Genomic DNA, 18,376 nt, shown 5'->3' with positions numbered 1-18,376 from the left:
TCTCCCTCAAAAAACAAGTGGAAAATGGTACAATTGACAAAGAATCTCAGGGCGGCAGGTGGAATCATTTGAACAAAACATACCAAGTACGGATCCTGTTATCTGTTCTTGCATTTCTATTAATCTTAAGCTGGGATTTCTTTTATTATCTCGGCGGCTATCAAATTAATTGGCCGCTCGATCTAGCCTTTACAATCGCTGTTTTAGCTGGTATTTGGGTCGTCTCAGGCTATGTAGACCGGTTAAATTTACTTGTGTCAGATTTAAACAAACGAGAAAAAGAAGCACACGAACTAACAGAGCGGCTGAATCGAATAACAGATAACTTGCAAGAAATCGTTTTTGAAACAAATGAAAAAGGTCAAATCATTTTTTTAAATCAAGCATGGAAACACATGATGGGGTACGACATAGAGGAATGTCTAGGTACGATGTATAATCAGTACTTTGATCAAGAGGAACATGTCGTCCAGCATTTGTTATCTGTGATAAAAGAGCATAAGGATGAGGGACGGGTTGAACTGCAGCTTGTTCATAAAGATGGAAGAAAAGTATGGGGAGATGTTCATTATAAGCTTTATTTTGATGAGCAGAACCAGTTTACTGGAGGCATTGGAACGGTTGCTGATATCACGAAACAAAAGCAGGCAAAGCTCGAGCTTGAAAGGTCCAATCAGCAATTGCAAATGCAGGCACAAAAGCTGGCAGTGGCAGGACAAATAGCCGCTGGGATTGCCCATGAAGTCAGAAATCCGCTAACCTCAGTAAACGGCTTTTTGCAGCTGATGAAAACACAATACCCTGAACGAACCGATTACTTTGATATCATCTTTTCTGAAATTAAACGGATTGACTTTGTTTTAAGTGAGCTGCTTGTATTAGCCAAGCCTCAATCGGTCCATTTTCAAGAAGTACAGCTTCATGATTTGCTAGAGCAGGTCATTACCCTACTAAACACAAATGCCGTTCTTTCGAATATTGACCTTAAACAGCCATTTAAAAAGAAGGATGCTGGAGCCATATTAGCAGACGCCAATCAAATGAAACAGCTGTTCATTAACTTAATCAAGAATGCAATAGAGGCGATGCCTGAAGGCGGCAGCATATACATATCAACAGAAAAAGTCATGAATGAGTGGAAAATCACGATTCAAGATGAAGGAAAAGGGATGTCTGAAGATGACATTCAGAAAATATACGATCCTTTCTTCTCTACGAAAAAAGAAGGAACTGGACTTGGTTTAACAATCTGTGCGACGATTTTAAAAGATCATCATGGAAGAATGGATGTAAAGAGTGAACTCAGAAAAGGGACAGCTTTTCATATTTATTTACCTGTGTATCAAAAAAGCAGGCAGCAGTAAGGCGAGAGGGATGTGATGATGATGAAGACGTTATTTGTATATGGGACACTTTTAAAGCACGAAAAGGACCACGAGACATTCATGAAAGAAAGCAGTCTATTCGCAACGTCTGCTTGGATCAAAGGGAGGCTGTACGATACAGGTGCAGGATACCCAGTGTGTGTTGTCTCTGAACATTATGCAGTATACGGAGAATTGTATGAGGTAAGCGATGAAACGTTGAATAAGATAGGTGAGCTAGAGGAAGGGTATGACAAGCAGGAAATAGATGTCATGACAGATCAGGGTCAGATACAAGCCATTGCATATACAGTAGGTGAGCAGAAGGCATCAGGACTAAAGGAGATTGAGAGCGGCTACTGGAAGGAATACAAGCTGTGGCAGCGCAAGCCGTCATCCTTTTATTATTTTGCCTACGGTTCCTGTATGGATGATGCAAGGTTTAAGCTTGCCAAAGTCGATCATTATTTCAAACAGATCATCGGCGGTGGTGCACTTGATCGTTTTACCACTAGATTTACACTCGTGCGGCCTGATGGATCAAGAGCCGATATGGTAGAAGACGGCGGAGAAACAGAGGGTGTTCTATACGAGGTGCCTTTTGATGCTATTCGTTATTTGTACAAGCGAGAAGGTGTTTATGAAGGTACGTATCGCCCAGCCTTTGTCGATGTCACGATAGGTGATCAAGTCTATCAGGACTGCTTAACCTTTCTCGTCTTAAAAAAGAATGAAGAAATTGCTCCTCCCGCTCATTATCGAAGTGAAATCGAAAAAGGAGCAGACCTTTACTTAAGTGAAGCGTTCCGTAAAAAAATTCGGTCGCATATGGATTCATTAATCAAACCGTAGTAAAATGCATGGTAAGTGATATAAAAGGAGTCTGAACATGAAAAAGGAATATGCAGTCATTGGTCTTGGGCGCTTTGGCGGAAGTATTTGCAAGGCGCTGAGCGAAGAAGGACTTGAAGTCATGGCCATGGATATGAATGAAGATCGTGTGAACGAATACGCTAAAATTGCGTCACATGCGGTGATTGGTGATTCGACGGATGAATCTGTCCTAAAAAATCTAGGCATTCGTAATTTCGATCATGTCATCGTGGCGATTGGAGAGAACATTCAAGCAAGTATTTTAACAACAATTATGCTGAAAGAGCTTGGCGTCAAAATGGTCACAGTGAAAGCTCAAAATGACTACCATGAAAAAGTACTTAACAAAATTGGGGCAGATCGCATTGTTCATCCAGAGCGAGACATGGGCAGACGGATTGCACATAAAATCATTTCCAACAACGTGCTCGATTATCTCGAGCTGTCAGATGAGTACAGTCTTATTGAAATCGTCGCAAACAGCAGACTAGCTGGGCATTCCCTTTTAGATCTCGACATTCGTGCAAGGTACGGGATTAATATTGTAGCAATTAAGCGCGGGAAAGAAGTCATTGTTTCACCGCTTGCAGATGAAATGATTCAAAAAGAAGATATCCTTATCGTCATTGGATCAGTAGCAGATATTGGACGCTTTGAAAAACGAGAAATGCAGAACGAATATTAAACACTCCGGCGGGGTGTTTTTTTATATGGATATGTACACCTCGGGCGGACAATGAAGAGGAGAAAGCTTTGCAGAAAAGCTGTTTTTCGTCTGACCACCAGCAAAAAGAACCGTCGTTATTTTTCATGCAATTATCACTATTCAGAAATAAAAATCAATCCTCTGATATGGCTGATTTTCTCTAAATGTCATTGACTGGGCACACAGATTCGTTTACGATAAGAAACATTATATTGTTTACTCGGAGGAGGCAGTGTCGTTGGATAAGGAGCTTTTCAGACATCAAATTGAGGTCGCTGCAAAGAGAAAAAAAGCAGCCCTCGTGATTAAACATGCGAAGGTCATGGACGTGTTTAACCAGGAATGGATAGACGCTGATGTCGCTGTAGAAAATGGAAAAATAGTAGGGATTGGAGAGTACGAGGGAGAGAGGGAACTGGATGCAGCAGGTCAAATGCTTGTTCCTGGTTTTATTGATGGTCACGTTCATATCGAGTCCTCCATGGTGACCCCTGCTGAATTCTCCAAAGCTGTTGTTCCTCACGGTGTGACAACTGTCGTAACAGACCCGCATGAAATTGCCAATGTGTCAGGTGTTGCAGGTATCCGTTTTATGCTCGAAGAAGCGAGAAAAGCTGCTTTAAATATATATTTCATGCTGCCATCCTGTGTACCAGCAGTCAGCTTTGAACGATCAGGTGCTACGCTAAAAGCGAAAGATTTAAAGCCTCTTTATGAGGAGAAAGAAGTGCTTGGTCTTGCCGAAGTCATGGATTATGTCGGAGTGGAGCAGGCGGAAGAAGATATGCTTCAAAAGCTGCTCGATGCTCAACATGAAGATAAATTGATTGATGGCCACCTAGCAGGCTTAACGGACCGATTAATTAACGTGTACCGGACAGCCAATGTGCAAACAGATCATGAGGTAACAACGGCTCAGGAAGCCCTTGAACGTGTAAAACGAGGCATGTATGTCATGCTGAGAGAAGGGTCTGTCGCCAAAAACGTGAAAAACGTCTTACCCGCTGTTAATGAAAAGAATGCGAGACGCTTTTTCTTTTGTACCGATGATAAACATCTAGATGATTTACTGGCGCAAGGAAGTATTGATGAACAAGTACGTATGTCCATCAAAGAAGGATTGGACCCCTTTTTAGCGTATCAAATGGGCAGTTTAAACGCAGCAGAATGTTTTGACCTCAAAACAAAGGGAGCGATTGCACCAGGCTTTGATGCTGATTTTATGCTTATTTCTGACTTGAATAAGGTGGATATCACAAGCGTCTTTATTGCTGGAGAATTGGTCTCCGAGCATGGAGAATATCAACCGCGTGTCGACAAGGTCACGCCAAATCCTTCATTAATGAAATCGGTACATGCAGTGGACGTTCAAGATAAAAATCTTGCACTGCCTATCAGAGACCATCAAAAGATGAACGTCATTCGCATTATTCCAAATCAGCTTGAAACGAAATTAGAACAAGTATCTCCATCTAATCTCAATGGACAATTCACTAGTGATACAGATCGAGATGTATTAAAAATGGTGCTTGTCGAACGTCATCAAGGTCTTTCTGAAATTGGAGTAGGTATTGTCAGCGGCTTTGGCTTGAAAAATGGTGCGATTGCAACAACGGTGGCGCATGATTCGCATAACTTAATTGCCGTTGGTACAAATGATGCTGACATGATCAAAGCGATTGAGACGTTAAAAGAAGTAGGGGGCGGTTTGACCGTTGTGAAGGGCGGCCAGCCGCTTCATACGCTTCCATTGCCGATCTCGGGCTTATTATCAGATCAACCTGCGCATGCGGTGAATGAAAGTCTTCATGCACTCCATGAAGCGTTAAATGCAACAGGATTTTCTTTAGATTTTAATCCGTTTTTGACCCTGTCTTTCTTGGCACTTCCAGTCATTCCTGATGTGAAAATGACAACAAAAGGATTGTTCGATGTGAGAAGCTTTCAGCATCTACCGATTCAATCATAAAACAATGACTAAACCCGCATGTAGATGGTCTATATGCGGGTTTTTCATATATTTGAACATAAAAAAAGAGACACAGCCAGTTGGCATGTGTCTCTTTACTTGTTATTACACTTCCATAATGATCGGTAAGATCATTGGGCGGCGTCTTGTTTTTTCATATAGGAAAGGTGCAAGTGTGTCAGTAATTTCGTTTTTAATTTCTGACCATTGTGTCGTCTTGCGTTCCATTACTTTTTCAAGATGCTTTGAAATTAAATCTTGCGCGTCATTAATGAGGTCTCCAGATTCTCTCATGTAGACAAAACCTCTTGAGATCAAATCAGGACCAGCAGAAATTTTGAATTCTTTCATGTCCATGCTGACCACAACAATGACAAGACCTTCTTCTGAAAGAATGCGGCGGTCTCTTAACACGATGTTACCGATATCGCCAATCCCGCTACCGTCAATATACACGTTGCCTGATGGAATTTTTCCAGCGACACTTGCTTCGTCACCTTTCAGTGCAAGAACTTCACCGTTATCCATGATAAAGCAGTTTTCCTCAGGGATTCCGCAATCATTTGCCAATTTAATATGCGTTTTTTGCATGCGGTATTCACCGTGAATCGGCATGAAGAATTTTGGTTTAATTAAACGGAGCATCAGCTTCTGCTCTTCTTGTCCGCCGTGTCCGGATGTATGAATATTATTCAGTGAGCCATGAATAACCTCAGCCCCAGCACGATAAAGCTGGTTAATGGTACGGCTTACGCTAATATTGTTACCTGGGATCGGTGAAGATGAGAAGACAACAGTGTCTCCAGGATTAATGGAAATTTGGCGGTGTGTACCGTTCGCAATACGAGAAAGAGCTGCCATCGGTTCACCCTGACTTCCAGTACAAAGAATGGTCACTTTGTTTGCTGGAAGGCGGTTGATTTCATTGTGTTCAATGAACGTGTTTTTTGGACATTTGATATAGCCGAGCTCTTGTCCAATATCAATGGCAGACTCCATACTGCGCCCAAACACAGCGACTTTTCGGCCGTTGGCAACAGCGGACTCAATCACCTGTTGAAGTCTGTGAATGTTTGATGCAAATGTGGCAAAAATAATACGTCCATCTACTTTTCTAAAGATGTCATCAATGCTTTCTCCTACACGTCTTTCAGACATCGTAAATTCTGGAATTTCACTGTTTGTACTGTCAGATAGAAGGCAAAGGACGCCCTCTTTCCCGATCTCCGCCATTTTCGTTAAATTGGCAGGCTCGCCAACAGGAGTAAAGTCAAACTTGAAATCACCTGTATGTACGATGTTACCAGGAGGTGTCTTCACAACAATTCCATAAGAATCTGGAATACTATGCGTCGTTCTAAAGAAAGACACAGCTGTTTTTCTAAATTTAATTGTATCTTCTTCTTCAAAGATGTGAAGTTTTGTCTGTCTTAATAGACCATGCTCTTCCAATTTGTTACGAAGTAGGCCGATTGCGAGTTTGCCTCCGTAAACTGGAATATTCACTTGCTTGAGAAGGTAAGGGATACCGCCGATGTGGTCTTCATGTCCGTGAGTAATGAAAAGACCTTTGATTTTATCTTCGTTTTTAACTAAATACGTATAGTCAGGGATGACGTAATCAATTCCAAGAAGCTCATCTTCAGGGAACTTAATACCAGCATCAATTAAAATGATTTCATCTTGAAATTGAACGCCATACGTGTTTTTACCGATCTCGCCTAAACCGCCGAGCGCAAAAACTGCCGCCTGATCGTTTTTTACAAATTTCATTCCTCTCATAGCTCCAATACTTTAAAATTTTCACTTTCTCGTTCATAGTCTAAAAAAGCACCGTCTACAGGCTGAATGAATTCAATATTGTAGTTATGTTTTTTCAACTTATTGCGTACGTCTCTTTCAGAAACCGCTTCAACGTATAGTGAATCTGTGTGTTCTCTTACAGGTACCTCAGTCGTACTTGCCTGAAAAAATACCTTATATATCATCCAAATCTCTCCTTAAATACCGTATGTTACACTCGCTTATTCTATTATATTAAAAAAACGCGCATAAGAAAAGTCTCAGAGAAAAAAGGACCTTCAGCAAATGTGCGGAAGATCCCTTTAAGCAATCGATTTTTTACGAAGCATGTCCTTCCATTGTCTTCGAATTTTCTTACGCAGACGACGAAGCATCGTGGATCGCCTCCTTTCGGTATGAGTATAACTAGGCAGTATGTTCCGTTCTCTCTGTATACTTGTATTATATGATGTTTCCACTAAATGTTACATGGGTATATGTGGGAAATGGGCGTTTTAAGAGGAAGTGGTTTCGTTAGTGGAAATCTTTCTGTATGATGAAGGGGAGAAGGGATACATAACAAGTGACAGGAGACGAGATATGAAGAAAAAAGTCATCTTTTTTGATATCGACGGTACTTTATATGACCATGATAAAAAAATACCTGAATCAACGAAGCGAGCTGTTCGTTTATTAAAAGAAAAAGGGCATCATCTATTCATTGCATCTGGCCGCTCGCCTTTTCTGATTCAGCCTGTTTTAGAAGAATTAGGGCTTGGCTCATTTATTGCGTATAACGGTCAATATGTCATGCACGAGGGAGACGTCATTTACAGGAATCCGCTCAAACAGGAGCTCATGGAAAAAATTTATGAAACAGCGGATCACCATGATCACCCGCTTGTTTTCATGGGAGAAGAAACGATGAAGGCGTCTGTGCCGAACCATCCGTTTATCCATGAAGGGATTGGCACCTTGAAAACAGAGCATCCCGAGCATGATTTGTCTTTCTTTAAAGAACATGATATTTATCAGATGCTGTTATTTTGTAAAGCAGAAGAGGAAGATCAATACGAGGCGTTTCGTGAAGAAATTGACCTTGTCAGGTGGCATGAGGTGTCTACCGATGTGCTGCCAAAAGGTGGATCAAAGGCTGAAGGAATAAAACGAGTGATGGAAAGACTGTCTTACGATCAAAAGGACACCGTTGCCTTTGGAGACGGGCTGAACGATAGAGAAATGATTTCGTTTGTTGGAACTGGTGTTGCTATGGGGAATGCCGTAAATGAATTAAAGCAATTAGCTGATTTTGTCACCAAACCTGTAGATGAAGGCGGCATATTTCACGCCTTGACCGAATTAGGCCTTATTGAAGAATAAAAAAGAAGACCCGCTTGATGGATGGGTCTTCTTTTCATTTATGATCTGCCGATTGCAACAGCGTTGTCTGGCTCGGCGAATGGATGATCCTTTTGAATATGATCATAAAACATAATGCCGTTTAAATGATCAATTTCATGCTGAAAAACGATGGCCGGGAACCCTTTTAGGCGGATATCAATCTCTTCACCTTCAAGTGTTGTGCCTTTCACCCTGATTTTTTCATAACGCGGGACAAATCCAGGGATGGCCTCATCAACAGATAAGCAGCCTTCTCCAGTGGCTAAATAAGCTCTTTTGACTGAATGACTGACAATACGAGGGTTGAATAGGGCATAGCTGTAAAGCTCTCCATCTTCGTCCTCACAGTGAACAGCGATCATTCGTTTACTGATATTGATTTGTGGAGCTGCTAAGCCAACACCGGGTCTGAGTCCATATTTTTCAGCAATGTCTGCATCCTGACTATTCTTGACAAATTCGATCATGTCCGCTAATTGCTGTTTTTCTTCCTCTGTTGGCGGGAGTTCAACCGCTTCAGCTGTTTGTCTTAAGACGGGGTGCCCGTCTCGCACGATATCATCCATGGTAATCACAAAACTTCACTCCTATTTCCTTTGTATGTAAAGTATATAAAATGATACACAACATATGCAATGAAATAAAGAAGACCGGTCGCATGAGACCGGTCAGAGGCTTATTCAGCCATTAGCAGCAGCCACCGCCGCCTAAGAATGCTGCACCAACAATGATCAATAGAATGAATAGGACGACGATTAAAGCAAATGTACGTCCACCACCGTAACCGTACCCGCCACCATAACTTGGATAGCAACAGCCGCCACCGTATCCGTAACCGTACCCGCCGTATCCACCATACATACTTCCATGACTATAATTAGACATACTTTTGACCTCCTTTGGAAATACACTCGGCCTCTCATAAGTGAAGGCGAAGCGTGTAATATAAACTATGTATGAATGCACTATTTGTATAGTCATGAGCCTAGAGCATGAAAAAAATCTTCTCCCCCCTCAAAAGGACAGATTCTATCCTTGTCATAAACGCCCTGAAAAATTATAGTGGTATGTGGAGATATAAAGGGGGACCTTGTAATGAAACAGATGAAAAGCATAAAAGCAGGTGCTGCTTTAGCGGGGATATGTACCCTCTTGCTTACGGGGTGCGGAGGCCAAAATCCGTTTCATGAGATGCAAGACGCCATGACGAAAATGAGCGAAAAAGAGGCATCCTTTCAAAAAGAACAAGGCACACTGCAAAGCTATGAGGAAAAAGAACAGCAGTTATATGAAAAAATGATACAAACAACAAAGGACCATCCAAAAACAGTATCTAGTCTGTCTGATCAAGCATTGGCATCAGCTGCGAAGCGTAAAGAACATTTGAAAACAGAAAAAGAGAGCATGGAAAAGGCGAAAAAAGAATTTGAAGCGGTAAAGGAATCCGCGAGCCGGATAAAAGATGAAGAAGTAAAAGCCAAAGCAGATCAAACCGTCCAATCCATTCAAAAAAGGTATGCATCGTATGATCAGCTGTACCGTGAGTATCAAAAGGCGCTGAAACAAGACAAGCATTTGTACCAATCCTTAAAAAAGAAAGACTTAGGATATCAAGAGCTGAAATCCAAACTAAAATCAGTGAATCGTTCATACAGCAAAGTCAGAAAAGAAAGTAAGAAGTTCAATCAATATACAGATCAATTGAACGAACATAAACAGGCTTTATACAGAGCGGCATACCAAGGGTCAAAAAAGAGCTGAAAATAGCTCTTTTTTTATTTTTCGACAAAAACAAACATTTGCTATTGTAGTACAGTAGCGCACTCTATACTAGTACAGATTGTACTGTTTGTTAAACAGATTGATACAGTTCGTAATAAAAAGTAAAGCGAATACATTTATTTAGATAAAGCCGTTAAATCAATTGACGGACTATTTTTCTTGTTGTAAACTATTCCTTGTTAACAGAAGTTGTATTAGTTTTTTGTGAACTATCGTTAATACAGTTAGAAGAACTCAAAAGCAAGCGATCATCTAATGTTTCGACAACGATCTTTGTGGCTATTATATACAGGAGTCATATGAGCATTTTGGGTTATCCTATATCTGTATGTATAAATGGATTCACGACAAATTGACTGTTAAAAGAAAGGAAGAGGTGACTTTAGAATGGCTGCAAAAACAAAAAAAGCAATTGTTGATAGCAAAAAGCAATTTGATGCCATCAAAAAGCAGTTTGAAACGTTCCAAATTTTAAACGAAAAAGGCGAAGTCGTAAACGAAGCGGCAATGCCGGATCTTTCAGATGACCAATTAAAAGAATTAATGCGCCGTATGGTGTTTACACGTGTATTAGATCAACGTTCAATTTCATTGAACCGTCAAGGACGTCTTGGCTTCTATGCGCCAACAGCTGGACAAGAAGCTTCTCAGCTTGCAACTCACTTTGCACTTGAGAAAGAAGATTTTATTCTTCCAGGATATCGTGATGTTCCACAATTAATCTGGCACGGTCTTCCACTAACAAAAGCTTTCTTGTTCTCTCGTGGACACTTTGTTGGGAACCAAATGCCTGAAGATGTGAATGCACTTTCCCCGCAAATCATTATCGGTGCACAAATCATTCAAGCTGCTGGTGTAGCTCTTGGTTTGAAAAAGCGCGGCAAAAAAGCTGTTGCAATTACTTACACTGGTGATGGCGGAGCTTCACAAGGTGATTTCTATGAAGGTATTAACTTTGCAGGGGCTTACAAAGCGCCAGCGATTTTTGTTGTCCAAAACAACAGATATGCGATCTCTACACCTGTTGAAAAGCAATCTGCTGCACAAACGATTGCACAAAAAGCAGCTGCAGCTGGTATCGTAGGCGTACAAGTTGACGGTATGGATGCATTAGCTGTATATGCAGCAACTGCTGAAGCTCGTGAGCGTGCTGTCAATGGTGAAGGTCCAACATTAATCGAAACTCTTACATTCCGTTACGGCCCACATACAATGGCTGGTGACGATCCAACAAGATATCGTACAAAAGAAGATGAAAACGAGTGGGAGCAAAAAGATCCATTGGTACGCTACCGCAAATTCTTGGAAAACAAAGGCCTATGGTCTGAAGAAGAAGAGAATAAAGTCATCGAAGATGCAAAAGAACAAATCAAACAAGCAATCAAAGAAGCTGACGAACAGCCTAAGCAGAAAGTCACTGACTTGATTGAAAACATGTACGAAGTGAAACCATTCAACTTAGTTGAACAGCTTGAAATTTACAAACAGAAGGAGTCGAAGTAAGCCATGGCGCAAATGACAATGATTCAAGCGATCACTGATGCGTTACGCACAGAACTGAAAAATGACGAAAACGTTCTCGTTTTCGGAGAAGACGTTGGTGTAAACGGCGGCGTATTCCGTGCGACTGAAGGATTGCAAAAAGAGTTTGGTGAGGATCGCGTATTCGATACTCCACTAGCTGAATCTGGTATTGGCGGTCTTGCAATTGGCCTTGGACTACAAGAATTCCGCCCAGTAATGGAAATTCAATTCTTCGGATTCGTTTACGAAGTATTAGATTCTATTTCTGGACAAATGGCTCGTATGCGTTACCGTTCTGGCGGACGCTGGCATTCTCCAGTGACAATCCGTTCTCCATTCGGCGGAGGGGTTCATACACCTGAGCTTCACGCTGACAGCTTAGAAGGTCTTGTAGCACAGCAGCCTGGTATCAAGGTTGTTATTCCTTCAACACCTTACGATGCAAAAGGACTATTAATTTCTGCCATCCGTGACAACGATCCGGTTGTGTTCCTTGAGCATATGAAACTATATCGTTCTTTCCGTCAGGAAGTTCCTGAGGAAGAGTATACAATTGAAATCGGTAAAGCTGACGTGAAACGTGAAGGTTCTGACCTTTCCATCATCACTTACGGTGCAATGGTTCACGAATCACTTAAAGCTGCTGAAGAACTCGAAAAAGAAGGCGTTTCTGCTGAAGTCATCGACCTTCGTACAGTAAGCCCGCTTGATATTGAAACAATCATCGCTTCTGTTGAAAAAACAGGACGTGCGATCGTTGTTCAAGAAGCACAAAAACAAGCTGGTATTGCTGCAAACGTAGTAGCTGAAATCAATGACAGAGCAATCCTTAGCCTAGAAGCACCAGTACTTCGTGTAGCTGCACCTGATACTGTATTTGCTTTCTCTCAAGCTGAGAGCGTATGGCTTCCAAACCATAAAGACGTGCTTGAAACAGCTAAAAAAGTGCTTGAATTTTAATTAAATGATAGAGGGGAAAAGAATTTATTTCTCTTCCCCTTTATCAATTACATGATCGTGTAATGATGACACAACAAGGGTTCAACAAAATCTAGGAGGCGAAAAACAGTGGCATTTGAATTTAAACTTCCGGACATCGGAGAAGGTATCCACGAAGGTGAGATCGTTAAGTGGTTCGTAAAACCAAACGACGAAATCAATGAAGATGATGTTTTAGCAGAGGTACAAAATGATAAAGCAGTTGTAGAAATTCCTTCACCTGTTAAAGGAAAAGTATTAGAATTAAAAGTTGAAGAGGGAACAGTTGCAACTGTAGGACAAACAATCATTACGTTTGATGCACCTGGTTACGAAAATCTTCAATTTAAAGGCAGCGAAGAAGAAGGCGAAGCAAAAACTGAAGCTCAAGTACAAGGTACTGCTGAAGCTGGTAACGAGCCTGAAAAGAAAGAAGTTGCTCAAGAAGCAGCAGCAGCAACTGGTGCAGGCGCACAAGAGCAAGTAGATGCTGATCCAAACAAACGCGTAATTGCTATGCCATCTGTACGTAAATATGCTCGTGAAAAAGGCGTTGAAATTTACAAAGTTGCAGGTACTGGTAAAAATGGCCGCGTGCTAAAAGAAGATATTGACAGCTTCGTTAATGGTGGTTCTGCAGCTCAAGAAGCAGCACCTCAAGCAGCTGAAAGTGCGAAAGAAGAAGCAGCTCCAAAAGCGGCAGCAGCTCCAGTTCTAGAAGGAGAATTCCCAGAAACTCGCGAGAAAATGAGCGGAATCCGTAAAGCAATCGCGAAAGCAATGGTGAACTCTAAGCATACAGCTCCTCACGTAACATTAATGGATGAAGTTGATGTCACAAACCTTGTAGCACATCGTAAGCAATTCAAACAAGTTGCAGCTGATCAAGGAATCAAGTTAACTTACTTGCCTTACGTTGTAAAAGCTCTAACTTCTGCTTTGAAAAAGTACCCAGTACTTAACACTTCTATTGATGATAAAACAGATGAAGTTGTTCAAAAGCATTACTACAACATCGGAATTGCAGCTGACACTGAAAAAGGCTTGCTTGTTCCAGTTGTGAAAAATGCAGATCGCAAAGCAATTTTCGAAGTATCTAACGAAATCAACGAGCTTGCAACAAAAGCACGCGAAGGTAAATTGGCTCCAGCTGAAATGAAAGGTGCATCTTGCACAATCACAAACATCGGTTCTGCTGGTGGACAATGGTTTACTCCAGTCATCAACCACCCAGAAGTAGCGATCCTTGGTATTGGCCGTATCGCTGAAAAAGCGATTGTTCGTGATGGCGAAATCGTTGCAGCTCCAGTCTTAGCTCTTTCCCTAAGCTTCGACCACCGTATGATTGATGGAGCTACTGCGCAAAATGCCCTGAACCACATCAAGCGTTTATTGAATGATCCACAATTAATTTTAATGGAGGCGTAATTTCATGGTAGTAGGAGATTTCCCAATCGAAACTGATACTCTTGTCATCGGTGCAGGTCCTGGTGGGTATGTAGCTGCTATTCGCGCTGCACAACTTGGACAAAAAGTAACAATCGTTGAAAAAGGAACGCTTGGCGGCGTATGTCTAAACGTCGGCTGTATCCCTTCAAAAGCATTGATTAATGCGGGACATCGTTTCGAGAATGCAAAGCATTCTGAAGACATGGGTATCAAAGCTGAAAACGTAACAGTTGATTTCACAAAAGTTCAAGAGTGGAAAGCTTCTGTTGTGAACAAATTAACAGGTGGAGTTCAAGGTCTTCTTAAAGGAAACAAAGTAGACATCGTAAAAGGTGAAGCTTATTTCGTAGACAGTAACTCTGTACGTGTAATGGATGAGAATTCAGCACAGACTTACACTTTCAAAAATGCAATTCTTGCAACTGGATCTCGTCCAATTGAATTGCCTGCATTTAAATACACTGACCGTGTCATCAACTCAACTGGTGCTTTAGCGCTTAAAGAAGTACCTAAGAAGTTAGTTGTGATCGGTGGTGGATACATCGGTACTGAGCTTGGGACTGCTTATGCAAACTTTGGAACAGAAGTTGTCATCCTTGAAGGTGGAGACGAAATCCTTCCAGGTTTCGAAAAGCAAATGAGCTCTTTAGTGAAACGTAACCTGAAGAAAAAAGGAAACGTTGAAATCCATACAAACGCTCTTGCAAAAGGTGTTGAAGAAACATCTGACGGTGTCACTGTTACTTTCGAAGTAAAAGGTGAAGAAAAAACTGTCGATGCTGACTACGTACTTGTAACAGTTGGTCGTCGTCCAAATACTGATGAGCTTGGTCTTGAGCAAGCAGGTGTTGAATTGACAGACCGCGGAGTTGTCAAAACTGACAAACAATGCCGTACAAACGTACCAAACATCTATGCAATTGGTGACATCGTTGATGGCCCGCCGCTTGCACACAAAGCATCTTACGAAGGTAAAATTGCAGCTGAAGCAATCGCTGGAGAGCCAGCTGAAATTGATTACCTTGGTATTCCTGCTGTTGTATTCTCTGAGCCAGAACTTGCAACTGTTGGATACACTGAAGCACAAGCGAAAGAAGAAGGAATCGAAATCGTTGCAGCGAAATTCCCATTCGCAGCTAACGGACGTGCACTTTCTCTTGACGCAACGGATGGCTTCATGAAAATGATCACTCGTAAAGAGGATGGTCTAGTGATCGGAGCACAAATCGCAGGTGTTGGCGCGTCTGATATGATTTCAGAGCTTAGCCTTGCAATCGAAGCTGGTGTGACGGCTGAAGATATCGCAATGACAATTCACGCTCACCCAACTTTAGGTGAAATTACAATGGAAACGGCTGAAGTAGCAATCGGAAGCCCAATCCATATCGTAAAATAATAAACGTAGAAACCCTCTCCAAAAGGAGAGGGTTTCAGATTGTTGACAAAGGGCCAAAATGATCTTTATTTTAGCCCTTTGTCCTCTTTTTAGTGTGACATGAAAACCTTTGCAGTCTAGGAAGGACGAGTACCGGCGCGGAGCGAATTTGAGATTCGTGAGCACTGGCACGCAGGACTGACAAAGAATGCGAGGGTTTGTCTACACGCTGAATCCTCTCCAAAAGGAGAGGGTTTTTTTATGTATACCTATAACCATCCCTAAAACAGAAAATCCCTCATGAGCAGAGGGATTTTTTCATAAGGATATATATATGCAAATGCAAGGTCGAATCGTTAATTTGTATTCACTCGGTCTAATGCTTGGCATAGAGGTGATAAGATATCCTCTTTACTTCGGACATTTCCTTCAACCTTCACAATGACTTTTTCATTATTGACTAGTAATATAGCTGGCAATTCATCTACTTCATTTTTCCAGCCTTTTCGATCTTCTTTGACAATCATCTTTGACATTTCCTTCGGATACTGATTTTTTAAGTCGAGCACTGCATCATAATAAGGACTTTCTTTATCAAGGTTTTCTGCATCAGTAAAAAAGAGAATTCTCGGTTTTTGAATATGACTGACCTGATCTGTCTGGTTTGGTATGATATACGCAAATGAGCATGAACTAAGTAGAAAGAGCATAGGGAATATAATGAGAAGGGGCCTCATAAAATTCAATCTATTCACCTCAAAATCCTTTGGGGTTGTACCAACATTTTTAGGAGCTGATTACCTGTTAGTCACTCTAGTGTATCATGTCTTTTTTGACAATTTTCGATTGTTACTCAATTGTTACAGAATTGATATGAAGCAAAATACAATTGAAACGTTCCCTCAATATGATAAGGAAAGAGCATATAGTTATAAAAAATGATTAATTATGTCATACAATTAACCGTTGACAACTTAAATGTGACATCATATTATAGAGATAAGAAATAGATAAAACGCTTTCAAACTATGAGTGAAGAAAAGGGGAATGTACGTGGGTACAATTATTTGTCAAGATTGCAATGAAACCATTGATCAATTTGAGAATGAAAAAGTGACAACACTTTATGGAACATGTGGTCACTGTCATTGCTGTGATGAAGCCTCTGAATAAATAAAAAAGCATGCAGCTCCATTTGGGGCTGCATGTTTCTTTTTTATAAAATCGGTTTTTGTTCCTTAATGACGCGGATCATGTCTAGTGTTGAATCTTCAGGTCCTTGCACAGGAAGACCAATTTCAATATTTTTAAAGACATACGAGATATTTTCTTCTGTGATAATTTCACCCGGTATAAAAATGGGAATGCCTGGCGGGTACACCATGACGAATTCTGCAATAATACGGCCAGCCGCTTCTTTAAATGGAACGACCTCCGTTGTTGCGTAAAAAGCATCACGCGGTGTCATGGCAAGAGACGGGATCTCAGGCAGTAACACTTCTGTTACCGCTTGTTTGCGGCCTTCAAGCGCAGAGGCTGCGGCAATCTCCTCCATAGCCGTTACAAGAGTATCAATCGTCTCATCAGAATCTCCAGGAGTTACGATACATAAAATGTTGTACAGGTCCGAGAGTTCCACTTCAATTCGGTAGCTTTCTCTCAGCCATTTTTCAACATCATGTCCATTTAGCCCAAGGTCTTTAATCGAGATAATTAGTTTCGTTGGGTCATAATCGTAAGTAGAAGCTGAACCGAGAATTTCTTCACCAATACAAGTAATCCCATCAATTTTATTCAAACGGCTTCTCGCTGATTCCGCTAAACGAATGGCTTCATCTGCAAGTGCCTTTCCTTCAGTGGCTAATCGCTTTCTAGCGACATCAAGTGACGCTAAGAGCAAATAAGAAGTGGACGTTGTTGTCAGCATGCTCAAAATGGATTGTACACGATCCTTTGAAATAAGCCCTTCCTTCATATTTAAAATAGAGCTTTGGGTAAGGGAGCCGCCAAGTTTATGGACACTTGTTGCCGCCATATCGGCACCCGCCTGCATCGCAGATAACGGAAGCTCATCGTGAAAATGTATGTGAACACCGTGTGCTTCATCCACAAGGACAGGTACATCAAATGAATGGGCAATTTCTACGATTGTTTTTAAATCAGCTGAAATGCCAAAATACGTTGGGTTAATCACAAGCAGCCCTTTTGCATCTGGGTGTTCAGTCAGTGCTTTTTTAGCTGACTCTGGCGTAATGCCATGTGAGATGCCAAGCTCTTTGTCGATGTCTGGGTGAATAAAAACAGGCACTGCACCAGAAAATACAATGGCAGACATAATCGACTTATGGACGTTACGCGGAACAATGATTTTATCCCCGGGTCCACAGACAGTCATCACCATTGTCATAATCGCGCCGCTTGTTCCTTGAATGGAGAAAAACGTATGGTCAGCACCGAATGCTTCTGCTGCGAGCTCTTGTGCGTCTTTGATCATCCCTCGAGGTGAATGTAAATCATCAAGAGGTTCTATATTAATAAGGTCAATGCTTAATGCATTGTCTCCAATGAATGCTCTAAATTCAGGATCCATTCCGGCTCCTTTTTTATGGCCTGGAATGTGAAATTGGACTGGATTGCTTGAAGCATGTTTTTTTAGTCCAGTGTATAAGGGTGTATCATGTTGTGACAATTGCTTTCCCACCTTCATCGAAATACCTGCTATTATTATACCAATAACAGCAGATTTCATTGCATAAAACAAAAGAATTATATTATGAACTGATCGGAATGTAAAGCATAAAATCGATCGGTTTCTGATCAAACTGATGCTATAATAAAAGTTCAAATAAGAAATGCGTGTTAAAGTGAGGGACAAGTAAATGGAATATCAATATCCAATGGATGTCGACTGGACAACTGAGGAAAAAATGGCGGTCATTTCGTTTTTTCAAGCGGTTGAAAAAGCATATGAAAAGGGAATCGCCAAGCAAGAGCTATTAAAGGCTTATCAACAATTTAAAAAAGTTGTGCCATCGAAAGCTGAGGAAAAGACGCATTGTGCGGCGTTTGAAAAGGGAAGCGGGTATTCCCCTTATCGCACAGTGAAAAGTGCCAGAGAGGCAGAAGAAACAACGCTAATACGTATGTGAAAAAACGAGCCGACATAGGCTCGT

18 protein-coding genes are annotated in these 18,376 nt (G+C 41.3%); 12 read left to right on the top strand and 6 right to left on the bottom strand.

From position 1 onward, the window contains the following. The first annotated feature begins 68 nt into the window (after positions 1-68). The 4 genes from BK049_RS01340 (at position 69) to ade (ending at position 4,912) form a co-directional block, all read left to right on the top strand. Positions 69-1,364: an ATP-binding protein gene (locus BK049_RS01340; protein ID WP_008356982.1), complete on the top strand. Its 1,296-nt coding sequence runs from the start codon at positions 69-71 to the stop codon at positions 1,362-1,364. An 18-nt stretch (positions 1,365-1,382) separates the two neighbouring features. Beyond that, on the top strand, positions 1,383-2,216 hold the full coding sequence (locus BK049_RS01335; protein WP_008356984.1) for a gamma-glutamylcyclotransferase family protein: 834 nt from the start codon (positions 1,383-1,385) through the stop codon (positions 2,214-2,216). Between the two features lie 37 nt (positions 2,217-2,253). Continuing rightward, a complete protein-coding gene (locus BK049_RS01330; protein WP_008356985.1) occupies positions 2,254-2,922 on the top strand; it encodes a potassium channel family protein in 669 nt (222 codons plus the stop codon). Positions 2,923-3,181: 259 nt separating this feature from the next. Next, positions 3,182-4,912: an adenine deaminase gene (gene ade / locus BK049_RS01325; protein ID WP_071167675.1), complete on the top strand. Its 1,731-nt coding sequence runs from the start codon at positions 3,182-3,184 to the stop codon at positions 4,910-4,912. 105 nt (positions 4,913-5,017) lie between these two features. Here the strand turns inward: ade and rnjA are convergent, their stop codons facing one another. Continuing rightward, positions 5,018-6,685 (bottom strand): ribonuclease J1, encoded by a 1,668-nt coding sequence (gene rnjA / locus BK049_RS01320; protein WP_008345116.1) that lies wholly within the window; start codon positions 6,683-6,685, stop codon positions 5,018-5,020. Positions 6,686-6,690: 5 nt separating this feature from the next. Further along, positions 6,691-6,900: a DNA-dependent RNA polymerase subunit epsilon gene (locus BK049_RS01315; protein WP_008356990.1), complete on the bottom strand. Its 210-nt coding sequence runs from the start codon at positions 6,898-6,900 to the stop codon at positions 6,691-6,693. Between the two features lie 394 nt (positions 6,901-7,294). Between BK049_RS01315 and BK049_RS01310 the strand changes: the two genes are divergently transcribed. Further along, positions 7,295-8,074, top strand: coding sequence for a Cof-type HAD-IIB family hydrolase (locus BK049_RS01310; protein ID WP_071167674.1), 780 nt, complete (start codon positions 7,295-7,297; stop codon positions 8,072-8,074). 38 nt (positions 8,075-8,112) lie between these two features. Here the strand turns inward: BK049_RS01310 and def are convergent, their stop codons facing one another. Next, entirely contained in the window at positions 8,113-8,670 is a 558-nt protein-coding gene (gene def / locus BK049_RS01305; RefSeq protein WP_008356994.1) for a peptide deformylase, read from the bottom strand. A gap of 112 nt (positions 8,671-8,782) precedes the next feature. Further along, positions 8,783-8,956, bottom strand: a complete 174-nt coding sequence (locus BK049_RS01300; protein ID WP_117590933.1) for a YjcZ family sporulation protein — start codon at positions 8,954-8,956, stop codon at positions 8,783-8,785. Positions 8,957-9,190: 234 nt separating this feature from the next. Between BK049_RS01300 and BK049_RS01295 the strand changes: the two genes are divergently transcribed. From BK049_RS01295 to lpdA, 5 genes are all read left to right on the top strand, one after another. Continuing rightward, positions 9,191-9,856, top strand: a complete 666-nt coding sequence (locus tag BK049_RS01295; RefSeq protein ID WP_071167673.1) for a YkyA family protein — start codon at positions 9,191-9,193, stop codon at positions 9,854-9,856. A gap of 408 nt (positions 9,857-10,264) precedes the next feature. Beyond that, positions 10,265-11,380, top strand: coding sequence for a pyruvate dehydrogenase (acetyl-transferring) E1 component subunit alpha (pdhA, locus tag BK049_RS01290; RefSeq protein WP_008361877.1), 1,116 nt, complete (start codon positions 10,265-10,267; stop codon positions 11,378-11,380). A 3-nt stretch (positions 11,381-11,383) separates the two neighbouring features. Then, positions 11,384-12,361: a pyruvate dehydrogenase complex E1 component subunit beta gene (gene pdhB / locus BK049_RS01285; RefSeq protein WP_008361876.1), complete on the top strand. Its 978-nt coding sequence runs from the start codon at positions 11,384-11,386 to the stop codon at positions 12,359-12,361. A 108-nt stretch (positions 12,362-12,469) separates the two neighbouring features. After that, positions 12,470-13,807: a dihydrolipoamide acetyltransferase family protein gene (locus BK049_RS01280; RefSeq protein WP_071167672.1), complete on the top strand. Its 1,338-nt coding sequence runs from the start codon at positions 12,470-12,472 to the stop codon at positions 13,805-13,807. 4 nt (positions 13,808-13,811) lie between these two features. Further along, complete coding sequence (gene lpdA, locus BK049_RS01275) at positions 13,812-15,224, top strand: dihydrolipoyl dehydrogenase (protein WP_008361871.1); 1,413 nt, start codon at positions 13,812-13,814, stop codon at positions 15,222-15,224. A gap of 335 nt (positions 15,225-15,559) precedes the next feature. On the opposite strand, the gene BK049_RS01270 is transcribed toward lpdA, so the two are convergent. Next, positions 15,560-15,958 carry a hypothetical protein gene (locus tag BK049_RS01270; RefSeq protein ID WP_237739242.1) on the bottom strand — a complete coding sequence of 133 codons (399 nt, stop codon included), beginning with the start codon at positions 15,956-15,958 and terminating at the stop codon, positions 15,560-15,562. A 298-nt stretch (positions 15,959-16,256) separates the two neighbouring features. Here BK049_RS01270 and BK049_RS18645 point away from each other — a divergent pair, with 298 nt between their 5' ends. Next, entirely contained in the window at positions 16,257-16,376 is a 120-nt protein-coding gene (locus BK049_RS18645) for a GapA-binding peptide SR1P (RefSeq protein WP_003212464.1), read from the top strand. A gap of 43 nt (positions 16,377-16,419) precedes the next feature. Here the strand turns inward: BK049_RS18645 and BK049_RS01265 are convergent, their stop codons facing one another. Beyond that, positions 16,420-17,892 (bottom strand): aminotransferase class I/II-fold pyridoxal phosphate-dependent enzyme, encoded by a 1,473-nt coding sequence (locus tag BK049_RS01265; RefSeq protein ID WP_008361867.1) that lies wholly within the window; start codon positions 17,890-17,892, stop codon positions 16,420-16,422. Between the two features lie 190 nt (positions 17,893-18,082). On the opposite strand from BK049_RS01265, the gene BK049_RS01260 reads away from it, so the two are divergent. After that, entirely contained in the window at positions 18,083-18,352 is a 270-nt protein-coding gene (locus tag BK049_RS01260; protein WP_008361865.1) for a UPF0223 family protein, read from the top strand. Positions 18,353-18,376 lie beyond the last annotated feature (24 nt).

This window comes from Bacillus xiamenensis, assembly GCF_001857925.1.
Taxonomy (GTDB): Bacteria; Bacillota; Bacilli; order Bacillales; family Bacillaceae; genus Bacillus; species Bacillus xiamenensis.
Note: the sequence above shows the minus strand (reverse complement) of the source record. Positions and strands in the feature narration are given on the sequence as shown.